Origin of the sequence: Sphingomonas flavescens (assembly GCF_030866745.1) — a bacterium.
In the GTDB taxonomy this organism is placed as follows: domain Bacteria; phylum Pseudomonadota; class Alphaproteobacteria; order Sphingomonadales; family Sphingomonadaceae; genus Sphingomicrobium; species Sphingomicrobium flavescens.
Genome location: NZ_CP133016.1, coordinates 1,639,412 through 1,655,000, shown reverse-complemented (window position 1 = coordinate 1,655,000; position 15,589 = coordinate 1,639,412). Strand labels below are relative to the sequence as shown.

Here is a 15,589-nt window from a genome sequence, read left to right as displayed (position 1 = left end):
GCTCAGGACGGTTGGAAACCGTCTGTTAGAGTGCAATGGCATAAGCCCGCCTGACTGCGAGACTGACAAGTCGAGCAGAGACGAAAGTCGGTCATAGTGATCCGGTGGTCCCTCGTGGAAGGGCCATCGCTCAACGGATAAAAGGTACGCCGGGGATAACAGGCTGATAACCCCCAAGAGCTCATATCGACGGGGTTGTTTGGCACCTCGATGTCGGCTCATCACATCCTGGGGCTGGAGCAGGTCCCAAGGGTTTGGCTGTTCGCCAATTAAAGTGGTACGTGAGCTGGGTTCAGAACGTCGCGAGACAGTTTGGTCCCTATCTGCCGTGGGCGTCGATACTTGAGAGGAGTTGACCCTAGTACGAGAGGACCGGGTTGAACGTACCTCTGGTGGACCTGTCGTGGCGCCAGCCGCGCAGCAGGGTAGCTATGTACGGACGGGATAACCGCTGAAAGCATCTAAGCGGGAAGCCTCCCTCGAGATAAGGTATCTTAGAGTCGTGGAAGACCACCACGTTGATAGGCCGGGTGTGGAAGCGCAGTAATGCGTGGAGCTAACCGGTCCTAATTACTCATTTCGCGCTTGAGAGTCCCACCATCATCGTCAGCCTTGCTGGCGTGATCGAAGATCTCAGCTAGATACGCTCAGGAATAAAGTTGCACGATTTCTAGAATTCGACTTGCGCCGTCACCATAGCTTGGTGGCCATAGCGTCCGTGACCCACCCGATCCCATCCCGAACTCGGCCGTGAAACCGGACAGCGCCGATGGTACTACTGCTTAAGCAGTGGAAGAGTAGGTCGTCGCCAGGCTTTGCTGGCGGCGTTAGTCGAGCCCATTTGCAATGTTTAAAAGCCGCTGCCGGCATGCCGAGCGGCGGCTTTTGTTTTTTGCGGACCTCGGTCCGCGATGTTGGCGCGGGGTGGAGCAGCCCGGTAGCTCGTCAGGCTCATAACCTGAAGGTCGCAGGTTCAAATCCTGCCCCCGCAACCAACCACAAGCCCGCCTTCGAGCGGGCTTTTTCTTTGTTCGCGATCAGTAGTTGTACGCCCGCTCGCCGTGATCCGCGATGTCGAGGCCCTCACGTTCTGCATCGCGCTCATGCCGCAGTGGCATGATCGCTTTTACGATCGCGAAGCACGCCGCGGATCCGGCGGCCGACCATATTATCGCCACTGCGACCGCGCCAAGCTGCCGCGCCAGTTGCCAACCAAGCGAATAATCTGCCGCGCCATGTCCGCCGAGCATCGGCAGCGCGACGAAGGCGGTCCCCATCGAGCCGACAATCCCGCCCAGCCCGTGGATTCCGAACACATCGAGGCTGTCGTCAAACCGCAGCCGGTTCTTGAGCGAACCGACGAACCCGTAGCACACAAGGCTGGCTGCACTGCCGAGCACGATCGCGCCGACAGGCCCGCTGATCCCGGCTGCTGGCGTAATGGCCACTAAGCCCGCCACGGCGCCCGACGCGCCGCCGAGCATCGACGGCTTGCCTGACACAAATCGCTCGGCGCCCATCCAGGCGAGCAACCCCGCCGCTGGCGCGACCATCGTATTGACCATCGCGACGGCTGCGAGGCCATTCGCTTCGAGCGCCGACCCTGCATTGAACCCGAACCAGCCGACCCACAGCAGCCCGGCGCCGACCATGGTCAGCGCAAGCGAATGCGGCGGCATCGCCTCTTTCAGATGTCCGAGCCGGGGACCTGCAAAGGCTACGCCGATCAGCCCCGCAACGCCGGAGTTGATGTGCACGACGGTCCCGCCGGCGAAGTCGATCGCGCCGAACTTGAACAGCAGGCCCTCGCTGGCCCACACCATGTGCGCGAGCGGCGCATAAACGACCGTCAGCCAAAGTGTCGCAAAGGCCATGATCGCCGCGAACCGCACCCGCTCGACCAGCGCGCCGATGACTAGCGCCGCCGTGATCGCGGCAAACGTCATCTGGAATGCCGCGAAGACCAATTCCGGGACGGCCTTGCCATCCGTGCCGACGGCCCATGCCGTATCCGCGCCAATCCCGGCGAGCCCGGCCTTCGAAATGCCGCCCACGAACCAGCTACCCGCGCTGAAGGCGAGACTGTAATTCCACAGCACCCAAGTCAGGATCGCGACCGCGGTGATACCCAGCGCCTGGCTCATCACGCTGAGCAGGTTCTTCGCCCGCACCAGGCCACCGTAGAACAGCGCGAGTCCGGGGAGCAGCATCAGCATCACCAGTGCGGTCGACACCAGCATCCACGCCGTGTCGCCGCTGTCGATCGTGAGCTGCCCCGCCATCCACGCGCCCCCTTGCTGCACCGCACAAGCTAATGGCGGCGCAGCGTCCGGCTACGTGAAAGCTTCACCTACGGTGTGGGCGGCTCCGGATGTTTCGCCTTCCATTCCATCGCGCTGCGGACGCGCGCCTCGACCGAGGGGTGGTCGTAGAACAAGATCTCTTCCAGTTTGCCCGGCCGTGGGTAGCGATACTCTGCCGTCTTCACGAGCGCCGTCGACAGTGCGTCGGGCCGGTTTTCGGTTCGCAGCGAATAATTGTCCGCGTCGGTCTCCAGCGTCCGGCTGAACGTGTTGAGCAACGGCGCTGCCAGCAGTCCGAACAGCGAGACGAGGAAGAAGATGATCGGCACGCCGCGCGGGTCCGCGATCGACGCATTGCTGCCAAACGCCCGCGCGATCCGCGGGAACAGGCGGTCGGCCAGCCAGAACAGGATGACGGCGAGCACGGAGAAGAACAGGATTCCCCACCACGTGTGTTTCAATACGTAGTGGCCGATCTCGTGACCCGTGACCGCGCGCACCTCATCGAGCGAGGCATTCTTCAGTGCCACGTCGGAAATCGCCACGCGCGCCGTACTCCCGACGCCACCGGCATTGGCCGTGAAGTTGTTCGACTGCCGCGATCCATTGAACATGAAGACGCGTTCCGGCGGCACGCCTGCGCGGCCGGCCATCTCCACGACGGCGTCCCGAACCTTGCCGGGCGGCACCGGTTCGTACTTGTTGAACAAAGGCTCGATGAGGATCGGAGACAGGAGCAGGATGAAGGCCATCCCAGCCGCGGCGAGCCCGCCCGACCACAGCCACCAGCTGCGTCCGGTGCGGCGGATCAAGGCGTAAACGCCGAGCATGAACAGCGCGGTGAGCAGCGCGCTTATCCCGAGCATGATTGTCGCCTGGCCGAGGAAATCGCCGAGCGGCTGGGCCGTGCGGCCGTAACCCTTTTCGCGGAAATAACTGGCGTAGAGCGTCCACGGCAGTTCGATGACCGCCGAGATGATGACGAACACCAAAGTCACCAGGAACGCGCGGAGGTTCTTGCGCCGCGGCGCAATACGCTCCTCCAGCCGATCGAGGACGCCGGAGCGGACGATCAGCCAGGTGACGAGGGCACTGACCAGCAGGCCCCACAGCAACATCCATTCCTTGCCGACGGTATAATCGTGCGCCTTTTGCAGCGCCGCCGGTCCAAGACTGTCGATATATCGAGCGGTGGCCGCGTTCGGATCGAATGCCATTCGAAATGCCTCCCCAAATGTACCGGCAGCGTAACAGCCGTGGGCGCTCGCGCAACGGGAACGACTGCGAGCCGCCGGCGATTGTCTGCGAGTGACTGGCAAGACTGTTCCTGCGCCGATGGAAGCCCTGCTCGCGACTGCGCTGCCCGACGGCGCGGGATGGCAGTATGAGCCCAAGTGGGACGGCTTCCGCTGCCTCGCGCAGCGCGATCGCGACGAGGTTACGCTGACCTCGAAGTCGGGCAAGCCGCTCGGGCGCTATTTCCCCGAAGTCGAAGCGCTGCTTCGGAAAATCAGGGCCAAGCGCTTCCTGATTGACGGGGAGCTGATCATCCCTCGCGGCGACGAGCTTTCCTTCGAGGCGCTGCAGATGCGCCTGCATCCGGCGGAAAGCCGCATCCGCAAGCTGTCGGTGAAAACGCCAGCCGAGCTGATGGTGTTCGATCTGCTCGACCTCGACGGCAAGTCGATGATGGACCTGCCGCAGTCCGAACGCCGCGATCGTCTCGAGACGTTCATGAGCCAGAATGCTGCGCCCGGCCTGAATCTGTCGCCGATGACCTGCGACCGGACCGAGGCCATCCGCTGGCTGGAACGGAGCGGCGGCGCGCTCGATGGCGTCATCGCGAAGCGGGCGGACCTGCCCTACCGCGCGGGTGAGCGGGCGATGATCAAGGTGAAGCAGCAGCGCACCGCGGACTGCGTCGTCGGCGGCTTTCGCTATGCCGAGAAGCAGAAGGTCGTCGGATCGCTGCTGCTCGGCCTTTATGACGACGACGGCCTCCTGCATCACGTCGGCTTCACGTCGGCGATTGCCGCCGAGGAGCGCCCCGCGCTGACCAAGAAGCTTGAGAAGCTCGTCGAGGCGCCGGGCTTCACTGGCAACGCGCCGGGCGGGCCAAGCCGCTGGGCAAATGCGCGCTCCGCCGAATGGCAGCCGCTGAAGCCCGAGCTCGTGGTAGAGGTGCGCTACGACCAGGTCACCGCCCGCCGTTTCCGCCACGGCACCGGCCTCGTCCGCTGGCGGCCCGACAAGGCGCCGCGCCAGTGCACGTTCGAACAGCTGGCGCCGGCGCTGCGCCCGTCCGACCTCAAGGCGATCTTCGGCGCATGAGCATGCTGTTCGACACCCCGCTGATCGAGGGCCTCAGCTATCGTGCTGATGCCGTCAGCGGTGCGGAGCAGGAAGCCCTACTGCGCCATTTATCCGAACTCGACGTGACCCCGTTCCGCTTCCAGGGATGGCTCGGCAACCGCAAGACGCACAGCTTCGGCTGGCGGTACGATTTCGACGACGCGAGCTTCGCGCGCACCGAGCCTATTCCCGATTGGCTTCAGCCGCTGCGGGATTGCGCCGCCGACATTGCGGAATGCGCGCCCGAGGACTTCGTTCACGCGCTCGTCGCGCGTTACGATCCCGGCGCCGGAATCGGCTGGCACCGCGACCGCGACGTGTTCGACAAGGTGGTCGGTTTCTCTTTCGCGTCCGATGCGGTTCTTCGCTTCCGTCAGCGGGCAGCGGCCAGCTTCAGGCGCGTGCGCCTCGAGGTCGAGCCCAGCTCCGCCTATCTGCTGTCGGGTGAGGCGCGGTACGATTGGGAGCATAGCATCGCGCCCGGCGAACAGCTGCGCTTCTCGGTGACTTTCCGCACATTGTCCGCCAAAGGCCGGCGGGTGGCCGCGGCCTAGTTCGCCGGTCGAGCCCGTGTCGGGTGCCGCAGCCAAAGCGACAACTGCCCGCGATCCGCGACCCTGACGAAACCTGCGGCGGCCGCGGCTTTCTCCAGGCGGCGCTCCAGGGCGACATCCCCGCTGCTCAATGACGACGGCGAATCGAACACGAACGCGCCCGGCGGCGACTGCTGCAGCCACGCGGCGTCGTCCTGGTCCAGCAGGTTCCACGCGCGCGCCTCGTGAAGATCGGTCAGCCGCTCCGACCGGTAGAGGAACGGGCCAGCGGCAAAGCGCGGGTCGAGCGCCCGGTCGGTGTCGGTGAACAACTCGGGCCGCAGCGTAGCGATCGGGCCCGTTGGTCGGGCCGCATCGATGAGCGCATCCATCGAGGTCGCATCCCGCGCATCGGCGAAGATTGGCAGTTCGCGCGCGCGCCAATCTGAAGCCGCTGCTTGCACGGTCGGCGCCCATCCGACGATGGCGAAGACGGGCAGCAGCGCCGTGCACGGCCGCTGCGTACCGAGCTTATCCAGCACGTAGCCGAGCGCGATGAAAATTGGCGGGATCGCCGGCAGCCAATATTGCCGCTGCATCGGTGTCGGCAGGAACGCGGCGAGCAGCCCCGCGCCCAGCATCGCAATAAGGATTACGCGCCGCGGTCCGACCAGGCGGGTGAAGCCCAGGGCGCCAGCACCAACGCCGACGCAAGCCAAGGCAATAAGCGCCGTCCCGTCGAGTCCGTAGCGCAGGAAGTCCGCGCTCCGGCCCGCCAACGTCAGCCGGTGCGCCTGACCCGTTTCCACATACCATTGCCGGGGCGCATCGACGGCATAGCGAAAGACCTCAAACAGGAAGGCGCCCGGGGCCAGCATCGCCAGCGCGGCGACGAGGATGACAGGCGGCGCGAAGCCGGTCACCAGCGCCCCCAGGGAAAGACGGCGACGAACATCCGCCGGCCCCCCGATGGCCAGACCAAGCACGGCGGCAGCGGGCAGCGCATAGCTGATCTTGGCGGCGGCGGCCGCGCCCAGCAGCAGCCCGATGAGCATGGTCCGCAACCGGCTCGGCGGTGATAGCAATTGCCACAGCGCGGCCGCGAAACAGGCGAACGGCAGCGCATCATTACGCGCCACGCTCGCGACGTAGATTAGCGGCGCCGTGGAGATCATCGCCAGCGTGGCAATCGTGGCGCTGCGCCGCGTGATGGATGCCGCCCGCATGGCCTGCCAGGCAAACCAGACACCTGCCGTCATCAGCGCAGCATTGACGAGCCGCTCGACAAGCAACAGCCGCTCCTCGGCCAGCCAGGCAAGCGGAGCGAAGAGCAGCGGCTGCAGCGGCGTCTGCAAATAGGCGAAATCGCGATAGGGGAGCCCTGACCGCGCCAGCCACGACGCGGCAACATACTGGCTCTCATCGTGATTGATTTGCGCGAGCAGGGCAGACGCAGCGAAGATGGCGAACAGCAGGGCGAACGGCGCGGCATTCTGCGCAGACCTGATCGCCTGTCTCATGGCCGTTGCTCGAACCCCGCCAGGCACTCCGCGACCCAGCGTGCGGCCGTCAGCGCACTAAGGTCGGTCTGGTCCAGCGGCGGATCCCATTCGGTGAGGTCGATCACCCGCACCCGCGGGTCGGCGGCCAGACGCCGGACCGCCGCGAAGAAATCGTGGGCGGCCATTCCGCCCGGCCGCGCGCCCGGCGCTCCCGGAAACTGCGAGCGGTCGATCACGTCGATGTCACAGTCGACGAACAGCGCGTCACAATGCGCGACATGCTTCAGCGCGCGCTCGACCACCGGACGGATCGCGTGGCGCCGGACTTCCTCCACCGTCACGACCAGATTGCCCGCCGCCAGCGCGTCGTCGTGCATTTTCCGGCTGTTGGCGAAGCTCGCCAGCCCGATCTGCGCGATGTTGCGACCCGGCAGGCCATCCTCGATCAGCGCCCGGACGGGATTGCCGTTGCTCAGGCCCTCGCGCGTTTCCCGCATGTCGAAATGGGCGTCGAGCGTGATCAGCCCCACCTTGTCGAGCGACATGCCCAGGCCATGCACGCCTGGGCGCGTCACCGCATTATTGCCGCCGACGAGCAGCGTCAGCTCGTGGAGCGAGACGCTGTAGCGCACCGCCTTGGCGATCAGTGGGGTCGCTTCCTCGATCGACAACCCCGCGATCTCGACGTCGCCGCGGTCGGCGATGTCGCTGTCGAGTTCCTGCTGAGTCTCGACGTCGTATCGCCCGATCCGCCGCAGCGTTTGACGCAGCATGGCTGGCGCCAGATCGCACTGGCCGGCGGTGACCGATCCCGCGGCCAGCGGCGCGCCGACCAGTCCGACGGGCGCCTTGGTTTCGATGCCGACGATCAGGTCCGAAAGGTTTGGCCAGCCTGCCATGGCTGGACCGTAGCAAGCCCGCTCGCCTAAAGCCAAAACCATGTGGGACCGGCTGCTCGTCGATTGCAGGATCGCGACGTTCGAGGGCGGGGGCCTCGGGATCGTCGAGAATGGCGCGATCGGCATTGCCGACGGCAAGATCGTTCGCGTCGGCAAGCGCACCGAACTCGCCGGGTTCCGCGCCAGGGAAGTCGTGGCGCTCGGCGGCGCTTGGGTCACCCCAGGCCTGATCGATTGTCATACGCACCTAGTCTTCGGCGGCACGCGGGCGGACGAGCACGCCATGCGCCGCGCCGGCGCGAGCTATGAGGAGATTGCCGCCGCGGGCGGAGGCATTGCCTCGACAGTCAAGCGAACTGCCGCGGCATCCGACGAGCAGCTACTGGGGCAGAGCCGGCGGCGGCTGCGCGCGCTTATGCGCGGTGGCTGCACGACCATCGAGGTCAAGTCCGGCTACGGCCTCGACACCGACAGCGAACTCCGCCTGCTTCGGCTCGCGGCACAGCTCGGCGAGGGTGAGGCCGTTAGCGTCGTTCCGACCCTGCTTGCCCTGCACGCGCTGCCACCGGACCAGCGCGACCGCCGCGCGCATTACGTCAGCGAAATCGTCGACAAGCTCATTCCGGCGGCCGCCGAACAGGGCATCGCCACCAGCGTCGATGCCTTTTGCGAAGGCATGGCCTTCACACCTGAGGAGGTGGAACGCCTATTCAAGGCGGCGGCCCACCATGGCCTTCCCGTCCGCCTCCACGCCGAGCAATTGTCGAACCAGCGCGGCGCCGAGCTCGCCGCGCGTTATCGCGCCCTTTCCGCAGACCATCTCGAACATCTCGACCAGACCGGGGCCAAGGCGATGGCCGCAGCGGGAACGGTAGCCGTCCTTCTGCCCGGCGCCTTCTATGCACTGCAGGAGCAGCGCAAGCCGCCCGTTGATCTGTTGCGCAAGCATCAGGTGCCGATGGCGGTCGCGACTGACTGCAATCCCGGCACCTCGCCGCTGCTGTCGCCGACCTTGGCGATCAATATGGCCTGCACCCTGTTCGGCCTGACGCCGGAGGAAGCGATCGCGGGCATGACCATCAACGCCGCCCGCGCGCTGGGCCTCGCGCACAACATCGGCAGTATCGCCGCAGGCAAACAGGCTGACCTTTGCGTGTGGGAGGTCGAAAGCCTCGCTGAGCTTGGCTACTGGATCGGGCTGCCGGGACCTGCCCGCCGTATCTACAATGGAGCCGACAGCTGAAATCCGATCGACGCGACAACAGCCGCCACATCCGCGCCCGCCGCGGCAGCGAGCTCAAGGCGAAGCACTGGACGACCGAAGCCGCGGTGCGGATGCTGATGAATAACCTCGACGACGAGGTTGCCGAGGATCCGCAGAGCCTCGTGGTTTATGGCGGCATCGGCCGAGCCGCGCGCAACTGGGCCTGTTTCGACAAAATCGTCGAGACGCTGGAGCGGCTGGAACAGGACCAGACCCTGCTCGTCCAGTCCGGCAAGCCGGTCGGCGTTTTCCGGACGCACGCCGACGCGCCGCGCGTGCTGATCGCCAATTCCAACCTGGTGCCCAAATGGGCAACCTGGGAGAAGTTCAACGAGCTCGATCGCGCCGGGCTCATGATGTACGGCCAGATGACCGCCGGCAGCTGGATCTACATCGGCACGCAGGGCATCGTCCAAGGAACTTACGAGACCTTCGCCGAGATGGGTCGCCAGCATTATGGCGGCGACCTCAAGGGCAAGTGGATCCTGACCGCGGGCCTCGGCGGCATGGGTGGCGCGCAGCCGCTCGCGGCGGTGATGGCCGGCGCGCACTGCATCGCGATCGAGGTGCAGGAAAGCTCGATCGAGAAGCGCCTCGCGACCCGCTACCTCGACCATCGCGCCACTAGCATCGACGAAGCGCTGGACATCATCGCCAAGGCCTCGGAGCCGGTGAGCGTCGGCTTGCTCGGCAACGCGGCCGAGATCCTGCCGGAAATGCTCGCGCGGGGCATCCGGCCGGACGCTCTGACCGACCAGACCAGCGCGCACGATCCCGCCAATGGCTATTGCCCGATGGGCTGGAGCGTCGCGAAATGGCAGGAAATGCGGGAACGCGATCCCGCCGCCGTCGCCGAGGCCGCGCGAATTTCGATGGCGCGGCACGTGGAGGCGATGCTCTCGTACCGCGAAATGGGCGTGCCGACCTTCGATTACGGTAACAACATCCGCCAGGAAGCGCTCGACATGGGCGTCACCCACGCCTTCGACTTCCCCGGCTTCGTCCCGGCCTACGTCCGTCCGCTGTTCTGCCGCGGCATCGGTCCGTTCCGCTGGGCGGCGCTGAGTGGCGATCCGGAGGACGTCTACCGCACCGACCAGCGAGTGAAGGAGCTGATCCCCGACGACCCGCATCTCCATCGCTGGCTCGACATGGCACGCGAGCGCATCGCCTTTCAGGGCTTGCCCGCGCGCATCTGCTGGGTTGGGCTGGGCCAGCGACACCGCCTCGGCCTCGCGTTCAATGAGATGGTCCGCAACGGCGAAGTGTCGGCGCCGATCGTCATCGGCCGCGATCACCTCGACAGCGGCAGCGTCGCCTCGCCCAACCGCGAGACGGAGAGCATGCAGGACGGCAGCGACGTCGTCAGCGACTGGCCGCTGCTCAACGCCTTGCTCAACACCGCCAGCGGCGCGACCTGGGTCTCACTCCACCACGGCGGCGGCGTCGGCATGGGCTATTCGCAGCATTCAGGGATGGTGATCGTCGCCGACGGCACCGACGATGCGGCTCGGCGGCTGGAGCGCGTGCTGTGGAACGACCCCGGCACCGGCGTCATGCGTCACGCCGACGCAGGGTATCAGATCGCAATCGGCTGCGCGCGAGAGCAGGGTCTCGACCTGCCGATGGTGGACGCATGAAGCTCGATCCGCGCGACATTTCGCTGGATACGCTCCGCCAGCTGTGGGCCGGCGCCGAAGGCAGTCTCGACGATGCATCGATGTCGCGGATCGCGGCCGCCGCGGCGTCGGTCGAGCGCATCGTCGCCGGCGGTGAGACGGTCTACGGCATCAACACCGGCTTCGGCCTGCTCGCCAACACCCGCATCCCGGCGGATCGCCTCGCGGAACTGCAGACCAACCTCATCCTGTCGCACAGCGCCGGGCTCGGCGAACCGCTTCCGCGCCACGTTGTCAGGCTGATGATCATCCTCAAGCTGCTCGGCCTCGGCCGCGGCTACTCCGGGGTCCGCCACGAGGTCATCGCGGCGCTCCAGCGGCTGCTCGACGCCAATGCAATGCCGGTCATCCCGTCGCAGGGGAGCGTCGGCGCGTCGGGCGACCTAGCGCCGCTCGCGCACCTCGTCGCGGCTTTGATGGGCTACGGCCGCATCGATTGCGCGGGAGAGATTGTCGGCTCGGCTGCGGCGCTGGAACGGCTGGGTCTCGAGCCCCTGCAGCTTGGTCCGAAGGAAGGCCTCGCGCTCATCAACGGCACCCAGGCCAGCACCGCGCTGGCGCTCGACGCCCTGTTCCATGGGGAACGCGTGTTTGCTGCCGCCGTCGCGTCCGGCGCCATGTCGGTCGACGCGCTGAAGGGCAGCGTGAAGCCGTTCGATCCGCGCATTTCGGAACTGCGCGGCCAGCCGGGCCAGATCGCCGTCGCCGGTGCCATTCGCCATCTCCTCGATCGCAGCGAAATCCTGACCAGCCACGTCGCGTGCGACCGGGTACAGGACCCCTACAGCTTCCGCTGTCAGCCGCAGGTCATGGGCGCCGCGCTCGACTTGCTGCAGAATGCCGCGCGCACGCTGACGATTGAGGCTGCGGCGGTCACCGACAACCCGATCCTCTTCTGTGACGATGAGGATTGCGTCATTTCCGGCGGCAATTTCCATGCGCAGCCCGTCGCCTTCGCCGCCGACACCATCGCCATGGCCCTATGTGAGGTTGGCTCGATCGCCGAGCGGCGCATCAGCGTCCTCGTCGACCCGAAGATGAGCGGCCTCCCCGCCTTCCTGACCCGCGATTCGGGCGTCAATTCCGGGCTGATGATCCCGCAGGTCACCGCCGCGGCGCTGGTTAGCGAGAACAAGAGCCTCGCTTTCCCCGCCAGCGTTGACTCCATCCCCACTTCAGCGGGGCAGGAGGACCATGTCTCCATGGCGCCCATCGCCGCCCGCAAGGCGCAGCAGATCGCCCGCAACGCGGCAGGCGTCATCGCCGTCGAATTGATGGCCGCGGCGGAGGGTCTGGATTACCACGCGCCGCTTAAGACCTCGCCGAAATTGGCCGAAATTCACGCCACGGTCCGCGCCCACTCGCCCGAATTCACCGCCGACCGCTATTGGGCGGATGAAATGGCCGCGCTTCAGGCGGCGGTGCTGGCGGGCACCATTGGCGCAGAGGGCGTCGCGCTTAGCTGACGCGGGTCCAGCGCTGCTCCTTGCAGACGAGGTTCAGTAGCGCGCAGCCCTTCACCACCATCACGTCGGGCCCTACCTGCCGGACCGTCGCGGACCCGCCCATGTCGCGCTTCGGATCGAAGGCGCTGCCTTTGTAGATGCCGTCGCCGACCGGGCGCAGGTTGCTCAGCACGCGGGTGCCCGGCGTCATGCCTTTTTCTCGGTTGTGCTCGCTCGCCCAGCTGACGTTGCCGCACCAGGCGCTGCCGCATTTGTCGACGCGCACGATGACGCTCCGCTTGGGGTTCGCCCATTTGCCTTCGAGCGTCTGCGCGGTCGCGCCCGCGGGCACGGCGAGTGCGAGCAGAACGAGGCTGGCTTTGGTCAGAATCGCTTTCATGCCACGTTATCTAGGTTGAATTTGTGGCGAAAATCGCACGCTCAGCTTGCGCGGCGATGAACCGGGTCATGGGTGGGAGGGCAGGTTTCCCTCGTATCGCGTCCACAGCTGGGTCCGGCAAATCAGGCCCATCAATCCGCATCCCTTCAGCTTTAATTGGCCTCGCCCGAGCGGCTGCAGATGGGCGGTGACGTGGATATCGTCATCGGGAATGTAGAGCGAACCGGTCCACTCGCTGCCGTTCCGACGCAGGCCCGTCAGGACGGTCGTGCCAACGATCTGACGCGTGTTCCGGGCGACTTCGCGCTCCCCGCGAGCCGAGGCCCAGACGACCTTGCCGCACAACTGGTCGCCGCATGGCTCGATGGCGATGATCGCGCTGCCGATTGGGTTCTTCCAGCGCCCTTCAATCGGCGATTGCGATGCGGCGACCGTGAGCAGTGCGCCAAGGAGGGTGGAGATGGCCATGTCGCTGCATCGGGGGTGATAGCTTACGGCGCAGTGGCCGCTGGATGAAAATAGCGCGGCATGGATTCGGCGCATTGACTCTGCGGTAGAGAAAATAGGAACATAAAGAGAACAAAAGAGTCGTGAGTCGCTGTGCCATCTGCTGCCGATCCCTTGCTCGATGCTCTCCGTGCGCAAGTGCGGGCGATCGAATCCGTGGTTTCGCCGAGTGCGGACAGCCATCTGCCGTTCGACGTCCCCGCCATTGATGAACGGCTCGCTGGAGGCGGCCTCGCGCGGGGTGCATTGCACGAAGCCGCAGGCGCAAGCGCGGGTCTCGGCGACGATGCCGCCGCAACCCTGTTCGTTGCCGGCATTGCCGCCCGGCTAAACGGGCAGGTTCTATGGGTGCTGACGCGCCATGATCTATTCGCCCCGGCGCTCGCGCAGGCCGGCCTCCCGCCAGAGCGCCTGATCTACGCCGAATGCCGGAAGGATGAGGATGCGCTGGCTGTTGCCGAGGAGGGGGTCCGCCACAAAGGCATTTGTGTCGTGGTGGCGGAGGTCAGCCGCGTCGGCATGACCGCCGCGCGAAGGCTGCAGCTCGCAGCGGAGGAGAGCCATACCACGGCGTTGTTGCTCAGGCGCTGGCGAAACGCCGCGGACCCGCTGGCCGCACCTTCAGCAGCCGCCACGCGCTGGCGGATCGGCTGTTCCCCGTCGCAGGTGCTTCCGGTCAGCGGCATCGCACGGCCTCGCTGGACGGTCGAACTGGTGCGTCAGCGGGGCGGTCCCACCCACCATTGGCTCATGGAGGGAAGTGATGAAGCGGGTCGCCTCGCTCCACTTTCCGGCGCTCGGCATCGAACGGTTGCGCCGGAACGAATCCGCGTCGCAGCCTGAGGCAGCCCCCGCCCCCGCTGTTTGGGTGCCGACCGCGCGAATCCCGGAGAACACCAAGGAACGACAACAACTGATCCAGTTGCGGGAGCGGCTGGATCAGGACGTGGGTCTCGCCCGTGAAGGTGTGCGCATCGAAGATTGCTCCTGCCCGCGTGGCGGCGGCTGGCGCCCCGGCGCACGCTGGGCGAGCCGCGAAGCGCGTCAGGCGGAAATCGACGCGCTCCCCGCGCACCAGCGACCGCCGATGCGCATGCTGGGAAGACGCAGCGAAGCGGTGAAGTCCTTGCAGTTCTCGGGCGAGAAGCGCGTGTCTGCCGTACCTTCAGGCACGGGTGCTGACGCGCCGCTAGCAACCACGCATCGCACCGGCCAGCGCATCACGCTCGCCGCAGTCTCTGTCGAAGCTGCGGCGCTTGGTCTCACCCCAGGCATGGCCGCCACCCACGCGCGCATGCTCGTCCCCGACCTCGACCTTCGCGACGCCGATCCACAGGGCGACGCCGCGTTCCTCACCCGCCTCGCGTTATTCGCCGCTCGGCGCTGGACCCCGCATGCGGCAGTCTCGGGCAGCGACGGTCTGTGGCTGGACCTCAGCGGTGTCGCGCATCTATTCGGCGGTGAGCGGCAAATGGGCGCACGCATCCTGCGCTTTTGCGCGCGCCTCGGTTTTACCGCCCGCATCGGCATTGCCGGGACGACCGGTGCAGCCCACGCACTGGCGCGTTTCTCGCCGCAGCCGATCGCCATTTGCTCCAACGGGACAGAAGCCGACGCGATCGCGCCATTCCCGCCGTCGGCGCTGCGCCTCAGTGAAGCCGCGCTCAGCGCTGCCCGCCGCTTTGGCATCGCCTCGGTCGCCGAGCTTATCGCCATGCCGCGCGGCCCGCTCGGGCGCCGCTTCGGCCGGGACACGCTGACCCGCATCGACCAGGCCACAGGCCGCGTTGGTGAGCCGTTCGATCCCGTTGTCCCGCAGGAACCGCCAAGTGCCACCCTGCGCCTGCTGGAGCCGATCAGTACCGCCGAGGCGATCGCGCAGGTCGCAGGCGATCTCGCGTCGATGCTGACGCGCCAGCTCGGTCAACTTGGCCTAGGCGCACGGGCCATCCTGCTCGTCTGCGATCGTGTTGACGGCGATGAGCAACGCATTCCGGTCGGCATGTCGAGCGGCAGCCGCGATGCCGCCCATATTGCCGAGCTTCTGCGGCGGAAGATCGACACGATCGAGCCGGGCTTCGGGATCGAGGCGATGCACCTCGTTGCCACCCGCTGCCAGCCGCTCGCCCCGCAACAGATCGGCAGTGAAGACGATGTCGACCTGCCGCCGCTCGTCGACCGCATCGCCAGCCGCATCGGCGCGGCGCACGTCTTCCGTTGCAGTGCGCAGGAAAGCGACGTTCCCGAACGCAGCGTTTCCCGGGTCGGCGCGCTCGATTCCTGCACGCCTTGGCCGCGCGACTGGCCGCGGCCGGTGCGAATGCTCGCGCGGCCCGAGCGGGTCGACAAAGTCCTGGCCGAGCTACCCGACCAGCCGCCACTGCGCTTTTCCTGGCGCGGCAAGACCTATCGCGTACGCAAGGCCGACGGGCCCGAACGGATCTTCGGCGAATGGTGGCGCCGCACGGGCGAGGCCGATGCCGTCCGCGACTACTTCCAGGTCGAGGACGAAGGCGGCGCCCGCTTCTGGCTCTTCCGCCGCGGCGACGGCATCGATCCCAGGACCGGCGACCTCAGCTGGTGGATGCACGGGCTGTTCGGATGATGGCCTTAGCTCATCCGTTCGCCCTGAGCTCGCGCTCTCGGATGTCTCCCAGACATTCGTTCGCCCTGAGCTTGTCGAAGGGCTGCTTTCTTTTCTCGCA

General features: G+C 66.4%; 13 protein-coding genes, 1 tRNA gene and 2 rRNA genes (1 of these 16 only partly in view). 10 read left to right on the top strand and 6 right to left on the bottom strand.

What is annotated here, in order from left to right:
• The 3 genes from QU596_RS08500 to QU596_RS08490 all read left to right on the top strand — a co-directional run.
• Positions 1-590 (top strand): 23S ribosomal RNA (locus QU596_RS08500); it begins 2,203 nt to the left of the window's first position.
• Between the two features lie 109 nt (positions 591-699).
• Positions 700-814 (top strand): 5S ribosomal RNA (gene rrf, locus QU596_RS08495).
• A gap of 104 nt (positions 815-918) precedes the next feature.
• Positions 919-995, top strand: a tRNA-Met gene (locus tag QU596_RS08490).
• A 42-nt stretch (positions 996-1,037) separates the two neighbouring features.
• Here QU596_RS08490 and QU596_RS08485 read toward each other — a convergent pair.
• Both QU596_RS08485 and QU596_RS08480 read right to left on the bottom strand, forming a co-directional pair.
• Positions 1,038-2,282 carry an ammonium transporter gene (locus QU596_RS08485; protein ID WP_308514940.1) on the bottom strand — a complete coding sequence of 415 codons (1,245 nt, stop codon included), beginning with the start codon at positions 2,280-2,282 and terminating at the stop codon, positions 1,038-1,040.
• 68 nt (positions 2,283-2,350) lie between these two features.
• A complete protein-coding gene (locus tag QU596_RS08480) occupies positions 2,351-3,520 on the bottom strand; it encodes a M48 family metallopeptidase (RefSeq protein ID WP_308514939.1) in 1,170 nt (389 codons plus the stop codon).
• Positions 3,521-3,611: 91 nt separating this feature from the next.
• On the opposite strand from QU596_RS08480, the gene QU596_RS08475 reads away from it, so the two are divergent.
• Positions 3,612-4,634 carry an ATP-dependent DNA ligase gene (locus QU596_RS08475; protein ID WP_308514938.1) on the top strand — a complete coding sequence of 341 codons (1,023 nt, stop codon included), beginning with the start codon at positions 3,612-3,614 and terminating at the stop codon, positions 4,632-4,634.
• Positions 4,631-5,209 carry an alpha-ketoglutarate-dependent dioxygenase AlkB gene (locus QU596_RS08470; protein ID WP_308514936.1) on the top strand — a complete coding sequence of 193 codons (579 nt, stop codon included), beginning with the start codon at positions 4,631-4,633 and terminating at the stop codon, positions 5,207-5,209. Before QU596_RS08475 ends, QU596_RS08470 begins: the two co-directional genes overlap by 4 nt.
• Here QU596_RS08470 and QU596_RS08465 read toward each other — a convergent pair.
• Together QU596_RS08465 and QU596_RS08460 are read right to left on the bottom strand one after the other, a co-directional pair.
• Positions 5,206-6,708, bottom strand: coding sequence for a glycosyltransferase family 87 protein (locus QU596_RS08465; protein ID WP_308514934.1), 1,503 nt, complete (start codon positions 6,706-6,708; stop codon positions 5,206-5,208). The two genes, QU596_RS08470 and QU596_RS08465, sit on opposite strands and share 4 nt — an antisense overlap.
• Positions 6,705-7,589 (bottom strand): arginase family protein, encoded by an 885-nt coding sequence (locus tag QU596_RS08460; protein WP_308514932.1) that lies wholly within the window; start codon positions 7,587-7,589, stop codon positions 6,705-6,707. The genes QU596_RS08465 and QU596_RS08460 overlap by 4 nt, the downstream gene beginning before the upstream one ends.
• Positions 7,590-7,629: 40 nt before the next feature.
• Here QU596_RS08460 and hutI point away from each other — a divergent pair, with 40 nt between their 5' ends.
• Genes hutI through hutH form a run of 3 tightly spaced genes read left to right on the top strand, consistent with a single transcriptional unit; the run spans position 7,630 to position 11,998 of the window.
• Positions 7,630-8,832, top strand: a complete 1,203-nt coding sequence (gene hutI / locus QU596_RS08455; RefSeq protein WP_308514930.1) for an imidazolonepropionase — start codon at positions 7,630-7,632, stop codon at positions 8,830-8,832.
• Positions 8,829-10,493 carry a urocanate hydratase gene (gene hutU / locus QU596_RS08450; RefSeq protein WP_308517966.1) on the top strand — a complete coding sequence of 555 codons (1,665 nt, stop codon included), beginning with the start codon at positions 8,829-8,831 and terminating at the stop codon, positions 10,491-10,493. The genes hutI and hutU overlap by 4 nt, the downstream gene beginning before the upstream one ends.
• Positions 10,490-11,998 carry a histidine ammonia-lyase gene (hutH, locus tag QU596_RS08445; protein ID WP_308514928.1) on the top strand — a complete coding sequence of 503 codons (1,509 nt, stop codon included), beginning with the start codon at positions 10,490-10,492 and terminating at the stop codon, positions 11,996-11,998. Before hutU ends, hutH begins: the two co-directional genes overlap by 4 nt.
• Here hutH and QU596_RS08440 read toward each other — a convergent pair.
• Together QU596_RS08440 and QU596_RS08435 are read right to left on the bottom strand one after the other, a co-directional pair.
• Positions 11,991-12,377, bottom strand: coding sequence for a DUF2147 domain-containing protein (locus QU596_RS08440; protein WP_308514926.1), 387 nt, complete (start codon positions 12,375-12,377; stop codon positions 11,991-11,993). The two genes, hutH and QU596_RS08440, sit on opposite strands and share 8 nt — an antisense overlap.
• A gap of 66 nt (positions 12,378-12,443) precedes the next feature.
• The gene (locus QU596_RS08435) at positions 12,444-12,845 is read right to left on the bottom strand and encodes a DUF2147 domain-containing protein (protein WP_308514924.1); all 402 of its coding nucleotides are present in this window, start codon (positions 12,843-12,845) and stop codon (positions 12,444-12,446) included.
• A 177-nt stretch (positions 12,846-13,022) separates the two neighbouring features.
• Here QU596_RS08435 and QU596_RS08430 point away from each other — a divergent pair, with 177 nt between their 5' ends.
• Together QU596_RS08430 and QU596_RS08425 are read left to right on the top strand one after the other, a co-directional pair.
• Positions 13,023-13,727: an ImuA family protein gene (locus tag QU596_RS08430; RefSeq protein WP_308514922.1), complete on the top strand. Its 705-nt coding sequence runs from the start codon at positions 13,023-13,025 to the stop codon at positions 13,725-13,727.
• Entirely contained in the window at positions 13,648-15,489 is a 1,842-nt protein-coding gene (locus tag QU596_RS08425; RefSeq protein ID WP_308514920.1) for a DUF6504 family protein, read from the top strand. Before QU596_RS08430 ends, QU596_RS08425 begins: the two co-directional genes overlap by 80 nt.
• Positions 15,490-15,589: the final 100 nt, after the last annotated feature.